General features: G+C 65.4%; 13 protein-coding genes. 5 read left to right on the forward strand and 8 right to left on the reverse strand.

Features of this window, described 5'->3' with window-relative positions; all coding sequences use genetic code 11:
- Positions 1–4: 4 nt before the first annotated feature.
- A complete protein-coding gene (locus tag AC06FB_RS07215; RefSeq protein ID WP_053520372.1) occupies positions 5–325 on the reverse strand; it encodes a DUF6122 family protein in 321 nt (106 codons plus the stop codon).
- Positions 326–368: 43 nt separating this feature from the next.
- Positions 369–2,258: an arginine decarboxylase gene (gene speA, locus AC06FB_RS07220; protein WP_053520373.1), complete on the reverse strand. Its 1,890-nt coding sequence runs from the start codon at positions 2,256–2,258 to the stop codon at positions 369–371.
- Between the two features lie 206 nt (positions 2,259–2,464).
- Between speA and speE the strand changes: the two genes are divergently transcribed.
- Positions 2,465–3,319 carry a polyamine aminopropyltransferase gene (gene speE, locus AC06FB_RS07225; RefSeq protein ID WP_053520374.1) on the forward strand — a complete coding sequence of 285 codons (855 nt, stop codon included), beginning with the start codon at positions 2,465–2,467 and terminating at the stop codon, positions 3,317–3,319.
- A 77-nt stretch (positions 3,320–3,396) separates the two neighbouring features.
- Here speE and AC06FB_RS07230 read toward each other — a convergent pair whose 3' ends face one another.
- Positions 3,397–4,302 carry an aspartyl/asparaginyl beta-hydroxylase domain-containing protein gene (locus AC06FB_RS07230; protein WP_478053501.1) on the reverse strand — a complete coding sequence of 302 codons (906 nt, stop codon included), beginning with the start codon at positions 4,300–4,302 and terminating at the stop codon, positions 3,397–3,399.
- Positions 4,303–4,749: 447 nt separating this feature from the next.
- Here AC06FB_RS07230 and AC06FB_RS07235 point away from each other — a divergent pair, with 447 nt between their 5' ends.
- Positions 4,750–5,409 carry an RIO1 family regulatory kinase/ATPase domain-containing protein gene (locus tag AC06FB_RS07235; RefSeq protein WP_478053502.1) on the forward strand — a complete coding sequence of 220 codons (660 nt, stop codon included), beginning with the start codon at positions 4,750–4,752 and terminating at the stop codon, positions 5,407–5,409.
- Positions 5,410–5,554: 145 nt separating this feature from the next.
- Here the strand turns inward: AC06FB_RS07235 and AC06FB_RS07240 are convergent, their stop codons facing one another.
- The gene (locus tag AC06FB_RS07240; RefSeq protein WP_005411374.1) at positions 5,555–5,893 is read right to left on the reverse strand and encodes a P-II family nitrogen regulator; all 339 of its coding nucleotides are present in this window, start codon (positions 5,891–5,893) and stop codon (positions 5,555–5,557) included.
- 154 nt (positions 5,894–6,047) lie between these two features.
- On the opposite strand from AC06FB_RS07240, the gene ubiK reads away from it, so the two are divergent.
- Positions 6,048–6,299, forward strand: a complete 252-nt coding sequence (gene ubiK / locus AC06FB_RS07245) for a ubiquinone biosynthesis accessory factor UbiK (RefSeq protein WP_053518135.1) — start codon at positions 6,048–6,050, stop codon at positions 6,297–6,299.
- Between the two features lie 124 nt (positions 6,300–6,423).
- Positions 6,424–6,858, forward strand: coding sequence for an NAD(+)--rifampin ADP-ribosyltransferase (gene arr, locus AC06FB_RS07250; RefSeq protein WP_065181514.1), 435 nt, complete (start codon positions 6,424–6,426; stop codon positions 6,856–6,858).
- Positions 6,859–6,862: 4 nt separating this feature from the next.
- Here arr and AC06FB_RS07255 read toward each other — a convergent pair whose 3' ends face one another.
- From AC06FB_RS07255 to AC06FB_RS07265, 3 genes are all read right to left on the reverse strand, one after another.
- Positions 6,863–7,297, reverse strand: coding sequence for a DUF4279 domain-containing protein (locus tag AC06FB_RS07255; RefSeq protein WP_263176261.1), 435 nt, complete (start codon positions 7,295–7,297; stop codon positions 6,863–6,865).
- Positions 7,298–7,401: 104 nt separating this feature from the next.
- The gene (locus AC06FB_RS07260) at positions 7,402–8,004 is read right to left on the reverse strand and encodes a DUF998 domain-containing protein (RefSeq protein WP_164151930.1); all 603 of its coding nucleotides are present in this window, start codon (positions 8,002–8,004) and stop codon (positions 7,402–7,404) included.
- A gap of 552 nt (positions 8,005–8,556) precedes the next feature.
- Complete coding sequence (locus AC06FB_RS07265) at positions 8,557–11,550, reverse strand: TonB-dependent receptor (protein WP_478053503.1); 2,994 nt, start codon at positions 11,548–11,550, stop codon at positions 8,557–8,559.
- A gap of 271 nt (positions 11,551–11,821) precedes the next feature.
- Here AC06FB_RS07265 and AC06FB_RS07270 point away from each other — a divergent pair, with 271 nt between their 5' ends.
- The gene (locus AC06FB_RS07270) at positions 11,822–13,327 is read left to right on the forward strand and encodes a YifB family Mg chelatase-like AAA ATPase (protein ID WP_478053504.1); all 1,506 of its coding nucleotides are present in this window, start codon (positions 11,822–11,824) and stop codon (positions 13,325–13,327) included.
- 7 nt (positions 13,328–13,334) lie between these two features.
- Here the strand turns inward: AC06FB_RS07270 and AC06FB_RS07275 are convergent, their stop codons facing one another.
- A complete protein-coding gene (locus AC06FB_RS07275) occupies positions 13,335–13,772 on the reverse strand; it encodes an NUDIX hydrolase (protein ID WP_478053505.1) in 438 nt (145 codons plus the stop codon).
- Between the last annotated feature and the right edge of the window lie 53 nt (positions 13,773–13,825).

The following is a 13,825-nucleotide window of genomic DNA, read 5'->3' on the forward strand; positions in this document are numbered from 1 at the left end:
CGCCTCAGCGCTGATGCATCCACCAGCAGTCGATGGCGTCGAGCACGATGTGGATCACCAGGCCGATGCCCACCAGGCGGGTCTTCTTCGGCACGCACAGCCCGGCATACACCGCGATCGCCGGCGCGGTGTGCAACGGGTGGAAGCCGATGCTGCAGCGGTTCGGCGCGTAGATCGGATCGGCCAGCAGATGGTCGAGATCGATGATCCAGCCCAGCAGCATCAGCAACCACGCCGATGCAAAGCGCTTGCGCCAGAACAGCCATGCCAGCAGGGCTGGCACGGCGGCATGCAGGAACAGGTGGAAGATCGCGCGGGCGCTCATCAGGACCGATAGCGCCGGGCCATGCCCGGCGTTGCCGCGGGCATCAGACCAGCGGCTCGTCGGACAGGTAGGTGTAGCCGGTCAGGCCCGCCTCCAGCGCCTGCGACAGTTCCTGCGCACGCTCCGGCGACAGCCCGGCGGCAGCCACGCGCTGGGCATAGGCCGCGCGCAGGTCGTCCAGCCGGTAGCCCACGTAGTCCAGCATCACGTCGGTGGTGTCGCCACGACGCTGCTGGGTGATCGCGTAGCCGTCCGCATCGGCCACCACTTCCACTGCGTCGGTGTCACCGAACAGATTGTGGATGTCGCCCAGGATCTCCTGGTAGGCACCGACCATGAAGAAGCCGATGCGGTAGCTCTCGCCATGCTTGATCGCGTGCAGCGGCAGCGAACTGTCCAGGCTCTCGTTCTCGACATAGGTCTTGACCATGCCGTCCGAGTCGCAGGTCATGTCGGCAATGATGCCGCGACGGTCCGGCACTTCGTCCAGCCGCTCGATCGGCACGATCGGGAACACCTGGTCGATGGCCCACGCGTCGGGAATCGATTCGAACACGCTGAAGTTGACGAAGTACTTGTCGACCAGGCGCTCGTTCAGTTCATCCAGCGCCGGACGGTGGCTCTTCTCGTCATAGCTCAGGCGCGCACGCACGCCGTGGGCGATGGCGTAGAACAGGTCGTCGATGCGCGCACGCTGCGGCAGGTCGATCTGGCCCAGCGCGTAGCTGGACAGGCCTTCGGCATGGAAGTGCTGCGCCTCCTGGAACAGTTCCACCGCCGGGCGCACGTCCAGTTCCTCGTGGATCTCGCGCAGATGACGGATCGACGCCGGCTCGTCATCGTGCTGGTCCGGCACGCGGCCTTCCTGCGCCTGCTCCACTTCGGACACATTCGCGATCAGCACTGCATGGTGCGCGGTCATCGCACGGCCGCACTCGGTAACGATGCGCGGGGGGGGCAGGCCGTGCTCTTCGCAGGCGTTGGCCAGCGGCTGCACGATGTTGCTGGCATACGAATTCAAGCCGTAGTTGATCGAGCAGAAGCTGCGCGACCGGGTGCCTTCGTAATCAACGCCCAGGCCGCCGCCCACGTCCACATGGGTGATCTTCGCGCCCAGCTGCGACAGTTCAACGAAGTAGCGGGTGGCTTCGCGCATGCCGTTGGCGATGTCGCGCACGTTGGAGATCTGCGAGCCCATATGGAAGTGCAGCAGGCTCAGGCAATCGGCGTACTCGGTATCGCGCAGCGACTTCCACAGGTCCAGCAGCTGGCGCGGGGACAGGCCGAACTTGGCCTTGTCGCCACCGCTGTTCTGCCACTTGCCGGCGCCCAGCGACGCCAGCCGCATGCGCACACCCAGGCCGGGCTTCACGTCCAGCGCCTTGGACTCTTCCAGCACCAGCTTCAGCTCGGACGGCTTCTCGATGACGATGAAGGTCTGCAGGCCCAGCTTGCGACCGATCAGGGCCAGGCGGATGTACTCACGGTCCTTGTAACCGTTGCAGACGATCAGGCCGCCCGGGCGCGACAGTGCCAGCACCGCCATCAGCTCCGGCTTGCTGCCCGCTTCCAGGCCGAAGCCCTCGCCGTGGTGGCTGGCCAGGGTACCGGCCACGCCGCGGTGCTGGTTGACCTTGATCGGGTACACCGCGGTGTAACCACCCGCGTAATCCCAGTCCTGCTGGGCCTGGGCGAATGCCGCCTGCAGCTTGCCCAGGCGCTGGCCGAGGATGTCCGGGAAGCGCACCAGCAGTGGCAGCTTGGCGCCCGCCTCGCGGGCGGCGTCCACCACCTTGGGCAGCGACACCACCGGGCCGTCCGCCCCGGTCGGTCTCACCACCATGTGCCCGGCCTGATCCACGTCGAAGTAACCATCCGCCCAATGCGGGATCGAGTAGGTCTTGCGGGCTTGGTCGAGGGACCAATCGGTCATTTCAGTCGGCCTTGTTGGCAATAAAAGGGGGGGCATGATAACGCCTATATGCCCACAGGTTCGTTATCATGCGCGCCCGCGCCCGTGACCCGGCTCCTGCCGGACCTGAACAGGCCGATCCGTCCGGATGTGGCTTGCGCCACGCGGCCCCGTGCCGCCAACCCGGCTCTACCCCCTCCGAACAGGACCCCAGAAGGACACGTCCCATGACTGACAGCAACAACTGGTACATCGAGCATTTCGAGCGCACCGGCTCGGCCATCGGCTACCGCATCACCGGCAAGCTGGACGAGGTGCAGTCGCCCTTCCAGAAGATCGAGATCTTCCAGACCACCGACTGGGGCAACCTGATGACCATCGATGGCGCCATCATGCTGACCAGCAAGGACAATTTCTTCTATCACGAGATGATCAGCCACCCGGTGCTGTTCACCCACGCCGCCCCCAAGCGCGTGGTGATCATCGGTGGCGGCGACTGCGGCACCCTGCGCGAAGTGCTCAAGCACAAGGGCGTGGAGAGCGTGACCCAGTGCGACATCGACGAGCAGGTCACGGTGATGGCGCGCAAGCACTTCCCGGAGCTGTGCGACTCCAACGACGATCCGCGCGCCGAACTGCTGTTCGACGACGGTGTGGCCTACATGGCCAACTGCCCGGCCGGCAGCGTGGACGTGGTGATCGTGGACTCCACCGACCCGGTCGGCCCGGGCGAAGGCCTGTTCAACAAGGCCTTCTACGAGAGCTGCTTCAAGGCGCTGAAGGACGATGGCATCCTGGTGCAGCAGTCCGAATCGCCGCTGATGCAGCTGGAACTGATCAACGAGATGCGTACCGAGATGGGCAAGGCCGGCTTCGGTTCGTTCAAGACCCTGCCGTTCCCGCAGCCGTGCTACCCGACCGGCTGGTGGAGCGTGACCATGGCGCGCAAGGGCGACAGCAGCTTCGACTTCCGTCAGGCCGATTCGGCCGCCAAGACCTTCACGACCCTGTACTACACCGCCGCGCTGCACACCGGAGTGCTGGTGACCCCGCCGTTCGTGCAGGCGGCACTGAAGAGCTGATTCAACAAAAAACCCGCGCTGGCAGCAGCGCGGGTTTTTCATTTGCAGGCAACGCCGGGCGATGCCCGGCGTTTCGCTTACAGCGCCCAGATTCCGGCAATCACCGCCGCCACCAGGCCCCACTTGATGACCTGGTAGGCCACCACGCTGCGCTCGCGCAGCGCCTTGGCCTTCAGGCGCACCTTGTACAGGCTGCCGAATGCCTTGTTGACACCCCCGGTCGGATCACCTGGCAGGTTCGGCGAAGCGCCACCGGCCAGCAGCGTGGCGGCCACCGCACGGTTGAACAGGCCCGGCAGGCCGAAGCGCAGCGGGCGCGCGATGTCGCAGAACAGGATCACTCGGTCCTGCTCGGTCTCGTTATGCGCGTGGTGGATGTAGGTTTCGTCGAACATCATCCACTCGCCGTCGCGCCAGCTCTTCCGGATGCCGTCCACTTCGATGTAGCAGGCATCATCGTTGGGGGTGCTCAGGCCCAGGTGCAGGCGCAGCGAACCGGCGAACGGATCGCGGTGCGGACGCAGCTCGCTGCCCGGCGGCAGCTGCGCGAACATCGCTGCGCGAACATCCGGAATCGACTCGATCAGGGCCACGGTCTTCGGGCACAGCGTCCTCGCTGACGGGTGCGAGGGGCCGTACCAGCGCAGGTAGAAGCGCTTCCAGCCACGGCGGAAGAACGAGTTGAACCCCGCATCGTTGAAACTGCTGGACGCAGCGATCTTCTGCGCATCGCGCAGCGCCAGCGCCTCGTCACGGATCATCTGCCAGTTCTGGCGCAGGGGTTCCAGCTGCGGGAACTCCTTGCCCGGGTCCAGAAACGGCGTGGTCGGCACCTTCGAGAACATGTACATGACCACGTTGATCGGGGCCATGAAACTGGAGTGGTCCAGCAGCTGGCGCGACCAGCGCGCGCGGACCTTGCCACGGAAGTGGATGTACAGCACGCAGGCCACGAACAGCACTGCCAGTACGATCTTAATCATCAAAAACTTTCCTCCGGCGGCAGCCGGAACGGGAATCAGGGGGCGATGCACGGCGCAGGCGGCCGGCATCGGTGGCAACGCGGCAGGGGACGGGGACGTGCCGGAACGGGGCGGCCGCCGATGTCGCGGATGAACAGCTTATGGTCGGCAGGCCGTGCGCCGGGGTCAAGCCACACGTGCGCCATGTTCAGCGGCGCTTGGCTGAACGGGTGGATTTCCTCTTCAACTTATTGATTTTCAATGCCCCAAACCTAAGAGTGAGACGAAATTGTCCGCCCGTGCGCGACGAACTGTTCCAGCCACGGCCCCGACATTTCTCCGACAGAACGTGGATTAGCGAACTTGCCGGTACTAAAATTGACTTAACGAAAGTTTAGCCAGTTTCCCCCGCCTCACCGGTTCGCTTGACGCTTCAGCGCCGCCCACCGGGTCGTCCGAGACCCCGCCATGCCCCTTCCTGCCTCCCCCTGCCAGACCTGCGGCGATGACGCCACCACGCCCCTGCTGCTCAAGCGTGGCGAACGCCTGCTGGCCCCCGATGTCTACCGCATCTGCCTGGATGGCCGCGAGGCCGTCATCAAGGACTACTCCCGCTATCGCGGTACGCCGCTGTCGCTGGTCGCACGCCTGATGGTGCGCCGTGAAGCGCGCATGCTGCAGCGCCTGGGCGGCTGGAAGCACGCGCCGGCGCTGCTGGGAACACTGGGAGGCCTGGCACTGGGCATGGAGTTCATTCCCGGCCAGACCCTCAGCACCGCCCAGGCAGTCGGCAATGAAGTGTTCGAGCAGCTGCAGCACGCACTCAGCCGCCTGCATGCGGCCGGCATCACCCATAACGATCTGCACGGCACCAACGTGGTGGTCAGCGGAGGCGTACCGGTGCTGCTGGACTTCACCTCGGCCTGGCGCGCACCGCGCTGGCTGCGCCGCAATCCGCTGACCCGGCAGATGCGCCGCAGCGACATGAAGAACCTGCTGAAGATCCGCCAGCGCGTGACCGGGCAGGCGCCCAGCGCCACCCAGGCCGCCCTGGTGGCCGACCCCGGCTGGGTGGCCGCAGTGCGCCAGGGCTGGAAGCGGTTCTATAAGTGGGCGAAGCGCCGGTAAGCGTCGCTCCGCTCACCGCTTTACCGCTCCTTGTAGAGCCGAGCCCATGCTCGGCTGCTCTTTGTAGAGTCGAGCAAGCTCGACTCTACATAACGGCGGAACGGCAGCCGAGCATCGGCTCGGCTACAACATCCCGCCGGACGGCTTACAGCGCGTCTGCGTCCAGCTCGCCAGTACGGATACGCACCACGCTGCCCAGGTCATACACGAATACCTTGCCGTCGCCGATCTTGCCGGTACCGGCCGCCTTGACGATGGCTTCCACCACCGCCTCCACCTGGTCATCGGTCACCGCCACTTCCAGCTTCACCTTCGGCAGGAAGTCGACCACGTACTCGGCGCCACGGTACAGCTCGGTATGGCCCTTCTGGCGGCCGAAGCCCTTGACCTCCGTCACCGTGATGCCGGTGACGCCACGCTCGGCCAGCGCTTCGCGCACGTCGTCAAGCTTGAACGGCTTGATCACCGCCATGACCATCTTCATCGTCGATCTCCTGTCTTCCGGCGTGGAGGATAGCGCCTGAACGCGCCCGGTGCGACGCCGCGGCCGCCTGTCCGGGCAGCGCGCGCCGGCAGTATCCTTGTGGCTGAACGGCCTGCCCGCGCCTGATGCGCGGGCGCCACCCACGGAGCACCCCATGATCGACCTGAACCAAATCGATGACCTCGCCCGCCGCCTCAGCGACCTGGTGCCGCCGGGCCTGCGCGAATCACGCGAGGAACTGCAGGCCACCTTCAAGAGCGCGCTGCAGGCTGGGCTGGCCAAGCTCGATCTGGTCACGCGCGAGGAATTTGAAGTGCAGCGCGCGGTGCTGCTGAAGACCCGCCAGAAGCTGGATGCGCTGGAAACAGCGGTGCGCGAGCTGGAAGGGCGCCGCGCCGCAGAATGAAAAGGAGGCGCGCTGCGCCTCCCACTTACAGATTATTTCCCCGATGGGGCCTTGCAGCAAGGCCCACCTGGCCCCCTAGACTCGCCGGCCTGTCGATCCGGCAGGACAACCTGGGGGTAGCGCGATGACGCAGGACACCGAATGGACACCCGTTTCGCAGGACACCTGCGATCAGGTCGCCGGGCCGTTCTATCACGGCACCCGGGCCGACCTGGCCACGGGCGATCTGCTGGTTGCCGGCTACGGCTCCAACTATCGCGATGGCGTGGTGATGAACCACATCTACTTCACCACGATTGCCAAAGGTGCCGGGCTGGCCGCGGAGATGGCCCGGGGCGAGGGACCGCCGCGTGTGTACGTGGTGGCACCGACCGGGCCGTTCGAGGACGATCCGAACGTCACCAACAAGAAGTTTCCCGGGAACCCGACACGGTCGTATCGCAGTGCACAGCCGTTGCGGATTGTCGGTGAGATCACCGAGTGGGAACCCTACGATGCGGACTTCATCCGGCAGTTGAGGGAATTCGTCGCATCGGGGAGTGGCGAGATCATCAACTGATGGTCTATTGGTGCTGAGCGTTGCGCACATCTTCATCGGCATCGTAGATGTCAAGGCCGAGCTCGATGCCGCGCTCTCCCAGGGCGAGCAGGACCTTGGGCGAAAGCGAGACACCATCATTGCTGCTGCCCATGAAAAGGCCGCAGAACAGGTCAGGCCGGAACCGTGCCAGCGACTTCCATATGGCGGGATCTCCGGTGAGCTGATCAAGGATCTCAAAAATCTGAGCCTCCAGATCTTCAGGCTCACGACGCATCGCGGCCATTCGCCAGCTTCCGGTCCTGGCGATACGCACGACGCCCGAGTGGCTGCCTGCAAGTTCCTGGCCCTTGTGATGCGAGGCGGTTGGAGCCGCCCCCAGCAGAGCACTGATCTCATCCGGCAGAAGGTCGTCGCCGAAAAATCGAAGCGTTACCAGGGAATGATCGAATGCTGCCATTGAAGTCGGGTCGTCTTTTCGGAATGTCTTTCAGTATGCGCGTCCCGTCGATGTCAGCCTTGATCGGACCTGCGCGATTGCCGAGTGCCTGGCACGCCTGTCCATCAATGCGCGGGCTGCGTCTGTAGTGCACTTGGCCCCCTGCGCAGCAGGTACAGCGCGACCAGGAAGGGCCACAGGGAGTTGATGGAAGAGAACAGGCGCTGGGTGAGTCCCCTGAAACCCTGCGGATCCGCGCCCACCAGGTTCAACCATAGATAGACCACTGCCGCGATGCTCACCACGGCAGTCACGGCATAGGCCCTTCGGTTGGCCGACCAGGCCCGCAGTTCGATATGCGACATCGCCGGCGCAATGATGTTCGCGATACCGATGGCGTAGAAGCCGTGCATCGGATGACCCATGGGCCAGAGCCCATTGGTCAACATGGAGACGCCAAAGATCATCCAGCAGGCGGCACCCACGGCGATCCGGCGACCGGATTCCCGCCATAGCGCAATGGCAAACAGTACGAACCCCAGCCCGCAGCCGATGGCGGCGATCCGTCCGCACAGGCTTGCGAGCGCGGGTGCCTGCAGCAGCTCGCTGGCGTGCTGTGCAATCGGGTTGTAACCGGGTGCGAGCATCGCAGCAACGGTGGTCCAGAACAGGAACCATGGCAGGGGTATCAGACCCGCGAAAAGAAGAGGTCGGCTGTGGCGCAACATCTGCAATGATCCTTGTCGGGGTCTGCACGGGTCGGCGAATCCATTCAAACACCACTTCTCGTCCTGCGGGCAGCTACATCCCAGTGACTGCCACGGCAGTCAGACTCGGCGTGGCGTGCTGGACGGTCAATAGGTGGAAAGTCACTCGCACCTTCGCAGACGCGCGCCGCACGCTGTCGCAATCAACGCACTCTTCTCCCTCCAACAGACGAATCTGACGGGGCCGTCGCAGAAGTACCGAAAGCCCCGCCGTTCAAGCCTCTCGCGCCACTCCTCCCTATACGACAATGCCAGAAACGTCTCGGGCCTGGCCGCATTGGCCCCGATCCCTTGGCACTCCCCACAACGGCAGGTAATTGTTGCCCGGCCACCGTGTATCGGTGGCCGGGCCTCGAAAACCCGCCGTTGTGATGAAGTCTCCGCCTGCCGGCCATGGCGGGCGGTTCGTGGGGGCCTCGTGCCCGCCGGCCCAACACAACCCGGTTTTCGAGCCACGCATCGTCCGCCCCCCTACGGGTGGCAGCTTATGCCCGCCCGTGCCGGCGCATTCCCTCAGTAGTCGTAGCTCACGCTGACGCGCAGCGAGCGCGGTGCCTGCCGCACCGTCGCTGCGCCGTACAGCGGGTCCGGCTGCCCCGGATCCAACTCGGAGTACGGCGATTTCCACAACGCCACCTGGCTGTTGAATACGTTGAACACATCCAGGTTGAAGCCCAGTCGCCCAGCCGCCACCGAAGGCCGGTAGGAGACACCCAGATCCAGCTGTTTCAGCCAGGGCAGCCGCCCCTGGCTGCCCGGAGGCGCGGGCTGGCCGTTGTAGAAGTGGTAGGCAATGCCGTAGCCGGAAGGGTCTTCGAAGTTCGGGCCATACGAACCCAACGCGCTGAAGGGCGCGCCGGAAATCACCTTGAGGTTGGCCGAGACCAGCCATTCCGGCGTCAACTGGTAGTAACCATGCAGCTTGAACTGGTGGGTGTGGTCGTTGCTCTGCGGCCCGTTGGTGTGCTCCATCAGCTGCGCGTAATCCCAGGCCTGCGTGGTCGACACCGCCGTCTGGCCGATGCCCGACAGCAGCTGGCCTTCGGTGGTGCCGTAGCTGCGCGACCAGGTGTAGTCCGCCCGGCCATACCAGCGGCCATCAAACGGGTGCTCCAGCGACAGGTTCACCGCGTAGTAGTTGCGCTTGAACCTGGGGAAGCCCATCTCGGCATTGGTCAGCGGCACGCTTACGTAGTTGCCGCTGGTATCGACCAGATTGAAGGTGTTCGCACGGCCAGGATTGATCAACCAGCAACTGACCGGATTGCTGTCCTTGGTGACGTCATACCCCAGGCTGTCGGCCTTGGCCAGCACCGCGCCGATATCGCAGTAGTCATCCACGCCGCTGCGCAGCACCCGATAGGTCGCCTTCGCGCCGTACACCCAGTTCTGGCCGAGCGCCCTGCTGAAGCCCAGGATGAACTCGTCCTGGTAGGACGGCTCGATGCCGGAGGTCGCCACCGTCTTCGGATCGGGCAGCACGCCGTAGTAGTTGTTGGCCGACACCGCGCCGGAGAACGCGGTGAGGTCGGTTGGATAACCGTTGCTGTCGATGCCGCCATAGGTGTAGTACGTCGAGGTGGCCAGCGTCGCGCCCGCCGCGTTGAAGGCCGGGTTGAGCGGCAGCGCGAGGTAGTAGCGACCCGCGTTGCCGAACACCTTGAAGCGCCCGTCGCCGTCGACGTCCCAGCTGAAGCCCAGCCGCGGCGCCCACTGCCCGCTGGTCTGCTTGATGTAGGCGTCGCCATCGCGGTTGTAGTTGGTGAACTGATCCAGGCGCAGGCCCAGGTTCAACAGCAGGCGGTCGGCCACCTGCCAGCTGTCCTCGATGTACTGCGCCCGCTGCGAGGCGCGTACCGACGCCAGTGCGCTGTAGATGTACTGGCGCACGTAATAACCGTCCTCACCATTGCGGATGCCGCCGGTGGCCGGCACGCCCAGGCCGGTATTGAGGGGCACGTTCGGGTTGGACTGGCCATAGATCCAGTAGTAACCGTCGGCGGAGGCCACCGAGCCACGGTTGAGCGCACGGGCATTCTGGTTGTCGATGCCGACCGTGATGCTGTGGTTGCCCCATCTGTAGTTCGCATCCAGTCGCAGGTTGTTGGTGCGGTTGCCGCGATCCGGGTTGACCAGCAGCGACGTGGTCTGCGCATTGGTGATCGGCGTACCACCGTTCAGCGCCGGATTCTGCAGCGTGGCGCTGCTGATGTAGGTCAGGCTGCCGTCGTAGGCCGGGTTGCCGATGTAGTCATCGGTACGCATTTCGCCATACTGCGCGCTGACGGTAAGCCGGTCGGTCAGGTAGCCGGTGTACTTGGCCGTCCACAGGTCGCCACCGGTCTTGGTGGTGTCTTCCTTGCCACGCTGCGCACCGCGGGTGAGCGTGTCGTAGTCGTAAGCGAAGCTATCGCCCCGGAAGACATTGCGGCTGGAGGCTCCGGTCAGTTCCAGCAGGTGGTTGTCGGTGATGTTCCAGTCCAGCTTGGCGTACCAGCGCGGGCGGTCGTACTCATAGCGGGAGTAGGCATTGGTCGCCTCCACATTCTTGACGTCGGTGCCCTCACGGCGCTCGAGCTCGTACGAGCCGAAGAAGAACAGCCGGTCTTCCAGGAGCGGGCCACCGGCGTAGATGCTCTGCGTGGTCACCCACTCGCGGTCCTGGCTTTCCGGTGAATACAGCGCGCCATTGCCCGGGTAACGCACATCGTCCTTGTCCGAGCGCGTGGATGCTGGTTCCCAGGTGACCTGGCCACCGAATCGCCACTCATTGGTGCCGCGCTTGCCCACCGCATTGATGACGCCGCCATCGGAACGGCCGTACTTGGCGCTGTAGCCACCGGTGTAGATTTCCTGCTGGTCGATGCTGCCGTAGGGCAGCGTGAGGCCACCCAGACCGCGCAGTGGATCGGTGCTGTTGAAGCCATTGATGTAGTAGGCGTTCTCGGCAGCGGACGAACCGCCGAAGCTCACCAGCTGTGCACCGGTCGGGCCGGCATAGGTGCCATTGCCACTGTTGCCGTTGACCCCGGGCGCAAGCTGCGCGATCGCCTCGGCCGAGCGACCCAGTGGCAGGCGCTGCAGCTGCTCGGCCGTGATCACCGTGCGCGAGTCCACGCTGCTGACATCGATCGCAGCCGCGGCCCGGTCGGCGCTGACCTGCACACCGTCCAGCCGGGTGACGTCAGCGAAGGACACCTCGGTACTGGCGCCTACCGTCAGCGAAATGCCCTCGCGGGTCTGCAGCACGTTCCCTTCGGCATCGCGTGCTTCCACCACGTAGCGGCCCAGTGGCAGCTGGCCGACGGTAAAGCGGCCTCGCCCATCGACCGTCACCTCGCGGGTGAGGCCGGTATCGCTGCGAACGAAGATGCGCTGGGCGGTGGCCGGCGCCTGTCCGGCGATCGCGCCGGTGGTGGACTGTGCATGAAGTGTGGGAGACGCGGTGGCAAGCAACACCGCCAACGCCAGCAATCGCGGGCGCAGTGAAGAACGAGCTGTCGTCATCGTGGGCTGTACGGGTCGTGGGGGAAGCAATGCCAGCCGCAATCGGTGGACCAGACATCGCACATTCATTAACCCCGCCCGCGCCCCAATGCAGAAATGCTCAGTAGTTATCTGCTTTTGGCCGACGGTCATACCGAGCCGCGCGCGCGTCGGTGCCCCCCCCCTCCTCGTGCCACGCAGGAAAGCCCTAGGCGCCTGGCCAGCAATGCCTGATGGCGACGGACAGAGTGACGGCCGCACCATCGAGCCTCTCTCTCTGCAGGAAGCACACATGAGCCTGGCCCTGGTCTACAGCCGTGCCCGCGCCGGGGTCGAGGCCCCGCTGGTGCGGGTGGAAGTACATCTTTCCGGTGGCCTGCCCGCCACCCAGATCGTCGGTCTGGCCGAAACCAGTGTGCGCGAGTCGCGCGAACGCGTACGTGCGGCGCTGCTCTGCGCGCGCTTTGATTTCCCGCAACGGCGCATCACCCTGAACCTGGCGCCCGCCGATCTGCCCAAGGAAGGCGGGCGCTACGATCTGGCCATCGCCCTGGGCATTCTTGCCGCCAGTGGCCAGATCCCGCCGCAGTCGCTGCTGCCGTACGAGTTCCTGGGCGAGCTGGGCCTGACCGGCGAGCTGCGCCCGGTTGCAGGCGCGCTGCCCGCCGCTATCGCGGCGGCCGAAGCGGGCCGCATCCTGGTGGTCCCACCGGGGAATGCGGCCGAATCGGCGCTGGCCGAACACGCCGACGTGCGCGTGGCCCGCACGTTGCTGGAGTGCTGCGCCGGGGTGGGCAATCCGCGCCTGTTGCCGCGGGTTGAGCGGGTGGACACCACGCCCCTGCCGCTGCCGGATCTGGCCGATGTGCGCGGGCAGGTGCATGCACGGCGCGCGCTGGAGGTGGCTGCGGCCGGCGGGCACCATCTGCTGCTGATCGGCAGCCCCGGTTGTGGCAAGACCCTGCTTGCTTCACGCCTTCCCGGGCTGCTGCCGGCGTCCTCCGAGATCGATGCGTTGCAGCTGGCGGCCATCGCCTCGGTCAGTGGCGAAGGGCTGGACCCGAAGCGATGGCGACAACGACCGTTCCGCGCGCCACACCACAGCGCCAGTGCTGCGGCACTGGTGGGCGGCGGCAATCCGCCCTGCCCCGGCGAGATATCACTGGCGCACCATGGGGTGCTGTTCCTGGACGAACTTCCCGAGTGGAACCGCAGCGCGCTGGAGACCCTGCGCGAGCCGCTGGAATCGGGCCACATCCGCATCGCCCGCGCTGCACGCAGCGTGATGTTTCCGGCGCGGTTCCAGCTGGTCGCGGCGATGAACCCCTGCCCCTGCGGTTGGGCCGGCGACCGCAGCAACCGTTGCCTGTGCACCGATGAGCGGATCACCCGCTATCGCGCCCGTGTCTCCGGCCCATTGCTGGACCGCATCGACCTGCACATCGCGGTGACGCGCATGGATGCGGTGGAGCTGCGCGAGAGCACGCCGCTGGGCGAGCCCAGTGATGCGGTGCGCGGGCGGGTGGAGGCTGCGCATGCGCGGCAGCAGATGCGCGGGGGACTCAATGCGCATCTGCCGCCCGCTGCGCTGCGCGCGTGCACGCGGTTGAGCGAGGCCGACCAGGATCTTCTGGAACACGCCATCGAGCGCCTGCAACTGTCAGCGCGCGCGATGCATCGCATTCTTCGCGTGGCACGCACGATTGCCGATCTGGCCGGGTGCGAGAACATCCAGACCGCACATCTGGCCGAGGCGATTGGCTATCGACAGCTGGATCGGGGGAAGGCGAGCCAATGATGCTGCATCATGACCGCAGCCGCTCCAGCAATGCCGGCAGCCATTCCGGCTTGAACACGCAGGAAGGCTGCTCTCTCATTTCCTCTGCGCGCCACCACTTCCAGTCTGTGATCGTGGCGTTCTCCTCTTCTGTCCAGCCGTCACGTCGAATGGCTGGCTGTACCGGAGCGTGAACCAGAAAATACGTCTCCAGCCATCTCGCGGGTGTCGAACGGGCGACCGCATAGACGGCGTCCCTTTCCTCAACGAGCCTGCCGATCTGCAGGTTCAGTCCGGTTTCTTCCCGGAGCTCGCGCCGCGCCGCGTCCAGATAGCTTTCGCCCGGCAGAAGTTCACCGCCCGGGGTCGCCCAGAAGGGGGCGTGGTGTTCGTCGTGGTACCGGAACAGCAGAAGCCTTCCGTCTTCATCGACGATCACCAGGCGCGCGGATCGTCTGGTCTCCATGATTTCCTCCGTCTGTCGATGCCCGCTGGACCGCACACGATAGGCGAATGCTC

The organism is Stenotrophomonas sp. Steno-C15 (genome assembly GCF_056393265.1).

Bases quoted from the DNA above. Each gene is read 5' to 3' on its own strand.
- AC06FB_RS07215 (WP_053520372.1), bottom strand. From the start codon at position 325: ATGAGCGCCCGCGCGATCTTCCACCTGTTCCTGCATGCCGCCGTGCCA.
- speA (WP_053520373.1), bottom strand. From the start codon at position 2,258: ATGACCGATTGGTCCCTCGACCAAGCCCGCAAGACCTACTCGATCCCG.
- speE (WP_053520374.1), top strand. From the start codon at position 2,465: ATGACTGACAGCAACAACTGGTACATCGAGCATTTCGAGCGCACCGGC.
- AC06FB_RS07230 (WP_478053501.1), bottom strand. From the start codon at position 4,302: ATGATTAAGATCGTACTGGCAGTGCTGTTCGTGGCCTGCGTGCTGTAC.
- AC06FB_RS07235 (WP_478053502.1), top strand. From the start codon at position 4,750: ATGCCCCTTCCTGCCTCCCCCTGCCAGACCTGCGGCGATGACGCCACC.
- AC06FB_RS07240 (WP_005411374.1), bottom strand. From the start codon at position 5,893: ATGAAGATGGTCATGGCGGTGATCAAGCCGTTCAAGCTTGACGACGTG.
- ubiK (WP_053518135.1), top strand. From the start codon at position 6,048: ATGATCGACCTGAACCAAATCGATGACCTCGCCCGCCGCCTCAGCGAC.
- arr (WP_065181514.1), top strand. From the start codon at position 6,424: ATGACGCAGGACACCGAATGGACACCCGTTTCGCAGGACACCTGCGAT.
- AC06FB_RS07255 (WP_263176261.1), bottom strand. From the start codon at position 7,297: ATGGCAGCATTCGATCATTCCCTGGTAACGCTTCGATTTTTCGGCGAC.
- AC06FB_RS07260 (WP_164151930.1), bottom strand. From the start codon at position 8,004: ATGTTGCGCCACAGCCGACCTCTTCTTTTCGCGGGTCTGATACCCCTG.
- AC06FB_RS07265 (WP_478053503.1), bottom strand. From the start codon at position 11,550: ATGACGACAGCTCGTTCTTCACTGCGCCCGCGATTGCTGGCGTTGGCG.
- AC06FB_RS07270 (WP_478053504.1), top strand. From the start codon at position 11,822: ATGAGCCTGGCCCTGGTCTACAGCCGTGCCCGCGCCGGGGTCGAGGCC.
- AC06FB_RS07275 (WP_478053505.1), bottom strand. From the start codon at position 13,772: ATGGAGACCAGACGATCCGCGCGCCTGGTGATCGTCGATGAAGACGGA.